We start from the raw sequence: 8,309 nt of genomic DNA, 5'->3' as shown, positions 1-8,309 counted from the left end.
ACGCACGAACAGAAGTGTTCGTTGCGCTCTGTCTCCGACTCGTGGTTGCAATCACCAACTACGAGCGAGGAAACGACCCGGGCTGCGAAAAGCTATGAGATGGATTCTATGACACGCTCTAGAATTCTAACGCTCGATACAGCCATTCTGGCGTGATTGGAACACAACTGCCGTGCTGCATATCGCCTCTATATCTGGCATGCCATACCTACAGACGATATGTAGGACATTCAACTGCTGGCTCGTCAGTTTGGAACACTTTGATACGTTCTCACTCTCGCCGTCCTCGAGTGTCGTAAGTGAGAGTAGTGGATTATAACTTTGTAATAGAGGGGGATCGCGAGAGCGACCCCCTCTGTTTCGCAGAAATAGACGCACTTCACCGTAACCAACCGACTAGTACCACCATGTTTCACCGGCAGTGCGGTGTGAATCTCTTGTGGTGGTGTGGTTCGAGCGGGGGTTCGTCGAATCCCCGTGATTACAACGCTAAAATCAGTGCCCTCCGTTCCCTCCCGCGTTGGCTTCGTGGGCTCGCATCCCTCCGGCCAAATCGGGATGGGCGAACGTGATCTCGATGTGATGCCCGCCGACACCCATCGCGTCGTCCACCGACAACGTGCGTGACTCTTTGTAGGTCACGCCTGGGACGCGTTCGGCCATCTCCTCCATCACGCGATAGCCGTCGTTTGTGTACGCACAGCCGTAGGGTTGCGACTCCCCAGTAGCCCAGTCATGCGACCATCACGTCATTTGTCTTTGCGACGTTCTTCGCGTGCTCGAGGACATCGAGATACTTGTCTTCGACTTGCTGACTCTCGGCACGTTTCTCGCGGAAGTTGACGAACTCGATGTTCTGTTCTGAGCGCTGGACTGTCTCGAATATTCTTGAAGCGCCATCGTGACCCCGTGAAGATCAGTATTGGTTCGGATCTATGTTGAAGATCAAATCTCCATTTTTGAAACCCCGGACACGACTATCTCCCTCACTCAAAACAATCGTGACCGCCTCTGTTTCATCTGTAATCGCGGCTGCTGCGTTGTGCCGTGTCCCGAGTCCTTTTGGAATATCGAGGGTATCAATCGACGGTTCAAGATACTGATACGCACTCACGATTTTCCCTGCATCAGAAATAACAAACGCACCATCGAGGCGTGAGAATTCCTTTAACATCACACTGACAATCGGGTCACCAGCATGAACGTGAGACTGATCGAAAGGATTGTAGGAGAGTGAGCGAGACGAATTCATCACAGTGCCTGCATCACCGATCGCAAATAGGGCTCCGACCGGTTTTCCTTTCTGTCCACTTTTCCCTAATCCAATCGCTAACTCAAGTATGGCCTTGATCTCCGATTGTTCTGCCCGCGAGTGATAAAAGAAATCATAGAGTTTGCTTGTCTCGCTTCGATCCGCGTCAATCCGCGTAAATAAATCAATGCTATCGCTAAAGAGCTGTGCAGCACAAATCACGGTTTCACTATCAGCAATAAAATCGTGATCTAGTGCCCCAGCCAATCCAAAACGAAAGAGTTTGTCTTTGTCGTGGAATTCTATTGGCAGTTCAATAAATTGTTCTTCATCAAAGCTATTCTCTATACCCACAACGACAATATTGACGTCTTTTTTCCATTTGTTATATTGTGACTTACTTGGATTATGTAAAAGTGCAGTCTCAACATCGGCTATGATCTCCTTGCCTAAGTCTTGTAACTGGTCCATTGTGTGACGGTGTGTCTCTATGTCCAGTTAGTGCTCATTCCCTTAGACTCCTCCGACTGTCCAATTGCTGTCTTTTCATCAGTGTCGACCTCATATCTTATGTGGGTCTCATCTATGATATCTCTCAAGTAGAAGACGTGAACACTATCGTTAGAACCAAATCGCGCTCTACTGACTGTGACTTTCTCGATTGGTTCACCCACGTGTTTCCGACCACAGACGCGGTGGCGGTACCAGCTCTCCCCCTCCCGCTGGCTTGTCGCCGATAGACGCCGATACTGCCGTACTTACGAGTAGTCGTACGGCGTCAGTTCCGAACTGTGTCAAATCGAGGCGTCCATATCCGCGGTTGTGTTGGCGTTCGTGTTAGAGGCGTGTCCCTCTCGGGCGTTAGTTCGTCCCGACCACGCTACTCTCCGGCAACCGCGTCTGTGGCCGGGGTAGGGGTGATATCACAATCAGTCGTGTTCTCGTCGTTCAACTTTCTCCCACACTTGTCTCGGCGTAAGGACGAAACCGACGAAAACAGACGATGATTCATCGACAACACGGGAGAAGGAACTGGAAAACTAGCAACCAAACAAAATCAAATCTCTTACGATTTGGAAAAATTTTAAATGACTATCTGCTCTGGAAGTCCGTAGGATAGGTGGTACAGTAACAGACGACCTATGGTCGTCCGGAACGGGATCTTTGTCTCGTGGTTCGTTTCCTGCCGTGGTTTGCGTGTCTTCGTGTTGTTGTCCACCGTGAGAACCGTCTTCAGTTTTATCGACCGGATGGGTTCAGTGGTATCGTGTGAACGAGAAGAAGACCGGTGATAGTGATATCACTCCGTTCGAGGGGTGTTTCGTGGCATCGAGAGCGCGGTTTTCTAAAAAATTGGGTTTCGTGGCTGGACGACGATTCGCCGAGTGATATCACTCCTGTCGAGTTGTCGGCATGTGGACCGGATGTGAGAGCGGGTTCTTCAGCACTCGGCGATAATCAGTCTGGGTCCGTCACTCACGATTGACTGAAACCCGACTGTTTCACCGTTGTGGATGACACGACCGGCGTGGTCGAACAATCGCGGAAACGTTGGAGAACACGTTCGGAGTCTACTCGTAGTAGGCTTTTCGTTCGACGACCTCAGCGAAGGCGACGTTTGGTGTGACGTTGTTGATCTCGACGGTGACGCGGTCACGTTTCTCCGTGTCGGGCACGATAACCACGTAGCCCCGCTCGACACGGGCGATCCCATCGCCTTTCTCGCCGACGTCTTCGATCTCGACCGTCCGGCGTTCGCCCGCTTCGACTGGGGCTGTTGAGTGACTCGACTGGTGGCCGTGATTCTCCTTGTCGGATGTCGTAGGGGTCGTCTCTCGTTCGGTGCTATCCGCTGGTGACGGCTGTTTCAGTAACGCCACGCGATAACCGGTGTTCGGCTGGATGTCGCCATCTGTAATCTCTTGGCTCGGTACTGTGAGCGTGTACGACCCATCTTCTGCTTCGATTTTGCTACTAAAGAGACAGCGTAGTTCGTCGGGGATTTCCATCTATCCACATCATCATTCTGTACACACAAGAACCTGTGTTTGTAACCATTACGGAGAATCGAGGAGAAAGCCCCATCCTTCAGGGTGGGGATGAATCCGACACCGTACTTGACAATCGCCGCCGATAGCAGGGTCGGATATTCCACGAACATTACGGTTAAGCGTTCTCCCGCTGTATCTATACTACCGACGTTCCCTGGTGTCGAGTTCCGGTCTTCGACCGTTCGACGGCTTCGCCGTCTCACTCCTCCGGGGAAGAATGTCGATGCCCAGTCCACCACGTCCGGGCCGACGGGTCGTCTGACGCTGCTGGTGGTCCGAGGAGGTAGAGATTCGTCTTGAGCATGAAGCCCACTACGACTGGATAGCGTTCGTTCCATTGCGTGATTCGGATGCCGGTGCCTTGACGAAGTACTTCGGAAAGGTCGCTGGTGAAGACGAGTACAAATATCGGGGCATCGAGTGTCGCCAGCGAAGTACGCCGTCGTATATCGATGCGGCGCAGAAAGCGTTGATTCGGGCGGTCGATGAGTACCGTGACCCAGAGGCGGTTTGTGAGCAATTGCGGTCGTGGGTTGATCGGCTTGAGCGGGGTGTGGTCGATCCGAATGAGTTGGTGATTACAAATCGCGTTTCGAAGAAGAAGGAGGACTACACGCAATCGACACGAAGTGTAGCGGCACTAGAGCGGGCGGCCGATTTCAGGCTGACGCGTGCGCCCGGTCAGCGTGTGTCGTACATGGTGATTGATGATTCGAAGAAATCGCGGGAGCGGGTGCTGTTGGCAAGTGAGGAGTCGGATGAGTATGATGTCGAGTTTTATCGGGAGTTGTTGGTTCGTGCAGCAGCGAGTGCGCTGTCGCCGTTGGGGTGGCGCGAATCGGATATTGAAGAGGAGCTAGGGCAATATACCGAGTCCAGTTTGGCGTCGTTCGGGTGAGGTTTGTGACCGACCGAAAGACCCTCAGAAGAACCGGCTGGGTTTGAGTCGCGAGAGTCGCATCGCATTCGCCGTCACACCGATACTCATCCCCATATCGCCGACAACAACAGCCACGATGACGTTCACGAGGCCAAACGGCACGCCAATCGCCAGCAATGTCTTGATGCCGAGACTTGTCCAGATGTTCTGGCGAATCACTGACGTCGCCGTTTGGGACAACCCGGCGAGATACGGCAACTTGGTGAGATCGTCGCTCAGCAGAGCGATGTCTGCCGTCTCAAGAGCGGTGTCCGTCCCCGCTGCACCCATTGCAATCCCAACTGTCGCCGTCGCGAGTGCCGGTGCATCGTTGATTCCATCACCGACCATCGCGACACCATCAGACTGTTCGAGAAGCTCTTCGACGACCTCTACTTTCTCACCCGGCAGGAGTTCGGCTCGGTAGTCATCAACGCCGATCTGGTCGGCGATCGCTTGGGCCGTGCCCTCGTTATCGCCGGTCAGCATGACGACACGCTTGATGCCGTGGTTGTGGAGCTGTTCGACCGTCTCGCGTGCACCAGGTCGAACCTCATCAGCCACGGCGATGAGACCGAGCAATCGATCGTCCGTTCCGACGAATACGACCGTCTTTCCGTCGTTTTGGAGGCTTGGTACAGTTTCGGCCATCAAATCGAGATACTGACCGTGGTCACACTCCGCCGTCGTCATCGCGACTCCGCCATCCGTTGCTACATGGACGTGACCTAGATCGAAACCGAGGTTCTCGAACAGCTCCGGCTTGCCGATGTAGTACTGTTCATCGTCGATGGTTCCGGTCACGCCCTTGCCGGTAAGACTCTCGAAATTCGTGATCGAGCGTTCGGAGATACCTTCGGTAGTACCGGCATCACTAATTGCAGCTGCAATCGGGTGTTCACTCCGTGCTTCCAGACTTTGTGCGGTCCGCAATACCTCTTTGCGAGACGTTCCTTCGAGCGGGACGACGTCCGTGACGGTCAATTCGCCTTTCGTGAGTGTTCCCGTTTTATCGAACGCAACGGTATCGACATCCCCCATCGCTTCCAAGTCTGGCCCACTTTTGATGAGGACGCCGTTTTTGGCAGCGCTCGTAATCCCCGAGACGACGCTTACGGGGGTACTGATGACCATTGCACATGGACACGCGAGGACGAGTAGCGTTAGACCATGGACGAAGCCAGTTCGCCACGTCGCATCGAACACGAGTGGCTGGACGAATACGAGTGCGACCGCGAGACTCACGACAACAGGTGTGTAGTAGCTGGCAAAGTGGTCGACAAATTGCTCGTGGTCCGTTTTCTCGCGCTGGGCATCCTCAACCATCTCGATGATCCGTGCAATGGTGTTTTCGGCAGCTGTCGAGGTGACCCGAACTTCTAGATAGCCCTCCTCGTTGATCGTCCCAGCGTACACTTCCTCACCTTCGGTCTTATCGACGGGCACGCTTTCACCCGTGATTGGTGCCTGGTTAACCGCACTCTCGCCCTCAATGACCTCGCCGTCCATCGGAATCTTATCCCCTGGACGGACGATAACCACGTCGTCAAATCGGACATCGTCGATATGGAGTGTCTGTTCATCGCCATTGCGACGAACGGTTGCGGTCTCTGGTGCAAGCTCCATGAGTTCGTCGAGGGAGCTTCGTGCCCGTCCCATCGAGTATCGCTCCATCAGTTGAGCGAAACTGAACAACACTGCGAGGGTGCCGCCCTCGAAGTAGAGAGATTCACCGAAGATGAGACTCGCGGCGACCGCCCCAAGAATGCCGAGGCTCATCAGCAAATCAATATCGAGACTCAGGTTTCGGGCGGAGTAGTACCCATTTCGGAGAATTCTCTCGCCGCCCGCAATGATGCCCAGGAGGTAGAACACTTCCGTAAGTGTGATTGCTTGGCCGAACCCAGTCGCAAGCACGACGTTCAGCGAGGGAAGGAGATATTCGACGGTGAGTCCAAGCGTGAGAAACGTGGCACCTGTGTAGATCTTGAGGGCACGTGTGCTGCGCCAAACGGCACTGGGATTTTCGCGTGGGCGTGTGTCTTGACTCGTCGATCCCTCGGTTCGACTGCTTTCGACAACGTAGCCTGCTCCTTCGATCGCATCGGTGAGGTCGCTTTGGGCGGCAGTATCTGGATCGTACGTTACGGTGACCGTCCCGGTCGTCGGTTGGGTATTGTACGCGAGAATTCCATTACATACGTCGAGTGCATTCTCGATCTTGCCGGCACAGGACGGACAGTCCATGTCGGGCACGTCGAACGTGTCTGTGCGTTCTGCATGTTCCGTCTCGATTGTGTAGCCCGCGGCCTCGATTCGCTCACCGATTGTTTCGGTGTCGGTCTGTAAGGAATCGTACTCGACATGGACTGTTCCTGTCGTCACTTCTGGATCGATTGCCTCGATACCGGACAGTTGCTCAACGCTGGTGGTGATCTTACTCGCACAGGAGGGACAATCCATGTCCGGGACACTGAAGGACGCCGATTCACGTTCCGGAATCGATTGAACGGCATATCCTGCTGCCTCGATTCGGTCGATAATGTCGCTCTGGTCGACCTGATCCGGGTGATAGGTGGTTGTCACCGTTCCAGTCATCACCTCTGGATCGATCGTCTCGACCCCTGTGAGTGACTCGACACTCTTGGTGATTTTTGCTGCACAGGACGGGCAATCCATCTCGGGGACTGCGACAACCGCAGTCTCCACTTCGTTTGTCTCTGATGGAGTCCGTTGATCCGACTCTCTATTCATTACTCGCTAGTAGTTCTCGTTGTGGCTTACGGGTTCGTTTGGTACACACCAAATGGACGAGCGAGAACCAGCGTTACTGTTCTGATTTAGGGAGTTGAGAAAACGGCATATTCTTTACGTAGGATCCGGCGAGATGGGCTTCTGATCGGCGGAGACGATACGAAAGGGTTGAACCCGGAATGCCGAGCAGCTCAGCCAGTTCGTACGTTTCGATTGCTCGCGGGGTTTCATAGTAGCCGTGTTCGACAGCGGCTCGTAACGCACTCTCCTGCTCTGGTGAGAGGAACTGATCGCTCTCACTCTCTGCTACGTCGAGATCTGACGCATCTGTATCCTTTACGCGAATGATATCGACACCGGCTGTTTCGGCGATTTCGGCTTCGAGGGTATCATAGAAGGGTGTGAGCTTCGCATCACCGGGAAGAATCAAGCGCCATTGATACCGGCGACCGCGCCAGGTCGTCTCGAAGATCAGCCCATCACCGAAGTGTTCGAGTGCGAGATGCGGAATCGACGTACAGGCGACGGTGCGATTCCAGTACGAGTAGAGGATGAGCGTATCAGCAGTCCGATCGAGGACACGGGTTTCCCACTCGCCCTGGCAATCGCGCCGAACGAGACAATCAGCAAAATAGTCAGCCGTGGCGACCGCATCGGCGACTGCGTCAAGAGCTTCTTCAGCGCCGCTAATATGGTCTACCCGCCACAGTGTGTCGGTGGTGACGTGGCATGAGAGGGAACGGAGTTGTGTCTCCGGAAACTCCGCGAGGATATCGGCAACCGGGTTGCTTCCTGGCTCGTACTCGAGAGCGAAGACGAATTCACGCATAGGTGTATGTAGGGGATAGACGCTGATGAATGTGAATATCGCCTAAAACCACTCATACAGTCCAGATATCGTCATGGACGAGCATAGCATCCGTCCTGAGAAACTAGGTTGGGGGGCGACGATCTCGATATGCATTACGTGATCTCCTCGATCAAATTGAATCCATTTTTGACCGCGATTTGGCCTTCGAATCCCCGAGCTTCGATTGCTCTCACAACACCTTTGCCAGCGTCAGTGTCTGTCGTTACGACAGTCGCTAGTTGTCCACTCTCGCTAGTTGTCCACTCTGGCTCAGGAGTCCAGCAGCTGATACGTAGTCCTGAGTGAAGCGGGTGAATCAGGAACCTGATTCATCCGCTGTCCGGATACGCACCTGGTGAACCTTCCAAAGCTCAAACGGGTGCTTACAGATCCGGACGAGTTCATTACGAACAGCCAACTCAAGACTCTTGCTCTGGAGGTGCTCGAGTTGGTGCCGATGCCCGGAATCGAGGGCTGCCCCTC

Annotated in this window: 7 protein-coding genes and 1 pseudogene; 2 read left to right on the top strand and 6 right to left on the bottom strand. The window is 54.0% G+C overall.

Features of this window, described 5'->3' with window-relative positions; all coding sequences use genetic code 11:
* Positions 1-495 precede the first annotated feature (495 nt).
* The 3 genes from ACR3FF_RS24080 to ACR3FF_RS24070 all read right to left on the bottom strand — a co-directional run bounded on the left by ACR3FF_RS24080 (position 496) and on the right by ACR3FF_RS24070 (position 3,261).
* Positions 496-663 carry a hypothetical protein gene (locus ACR3FF_RS24080; protein WP_458190661.1) on the bottom strand — a complete coding sequence of 56 codons (168 nt, stop codon included), beginning with the start codon at positions 661-663 and terminating at the stop codon, positions 496-498.
* A 253-nt stretch (positions 664-916) separates the two neighbouring features.
* The gene (locus ACR3FF_RS24075; protein ID WP_458190660.1) at positions 917-1,723 is read right to left on the bottom strand and encodes a diadenylate cyclase domain-containing protein; all 807 of its coding nucleotides are present in this window, start codon (positions 1,721-1,723) and stop codon (positions 917-919) included.
* 1,100 nt (positions 1,724-2,823) lie between these two features.
* Entirely contained in the window at positions 2,824-3,261 is a 438-nt protein-coding gene (locus tag ACR3FF_RS24070) for a TRAM domain-containing protein (protein WP_458190659.1), read from the bottom strand.
* Between the two features lie 403 nt (positions 3,262-3,664).
* Between ACR3FF_RS24070 and ACR3FF_RS24065 the strand changes: the two genes are divergently transcribed.
* A complete protein-coding gene (locus tag ACR3FF_RS24065) occupies positions 3,665-4,201 on the top strand; it encodes a hypothetical protein (protein WP_458190658.1) in 537 nt (178 codons plus the stop codon).
* Between the two features lie 24 nt (positions 4,202-4,225).
* Here ACR3FF_RS24065 and ACR3FF_RS24060 read toward each other — a convergent pair whose 3' ends face one another.
* The 3 genes from ACR3FF_RS24060 to ACR3FF_RS27470 form a co-directional block, all read right to left on the bottom strand.
* Complete coding sequence (locus ACR3FF_RS24060; protein ID WP_458190657.1) at positions 4,226-6,931, bottom strand: heavy metal translocating P-type ATPase; 2,706 nt, start codon at positions 6,929-6,931, stop codon at positions 4,226-4,228.
* A 118-nt stretch (positions 6,932-7,049) separates the two neighbouring features.
* Complete coding sequence (locus tag ACR3FF_RS24055) at positions 7,050-7,805, bottom strand: helix-turn-helix domain-containing protein (RefSeq protein WP_458190656.1); 756 nt, start codon at positions 7,803-7,805, stop codon at positions 7,050-7,052.
* Positions 7,806-7,939: 134 nt separating this feature from the next.
* A complete protein-coding gene (locus ACR3FF_RS27470) occupies positions 7,940-8,116 on the bottom strand; it encodes a PIN domain-containing protein (protein ID WP_472850167.1) in 177 nt (58 codons plus the stop codon).
* A 65-nt stretch (positions 8,117-8,181) separates the two neighbouring features.
* On the opposite strand from ACR3FF_RS27470, the pseudogene ACR3FF_RS24050 reads away from it, so the two are divergent.
* Positions 8,182-8,309, top strand: a pseudogene (locus ACR3FF_RS24050) (ISH3 family transposase); the annotation flags it as partial.

It is taken from the genome of Haladaptatus ordinarius (assembly GCF_054177595.1).
This window is presented reverse-complemented; position numbering and strand designations above follow the sequence as displayed.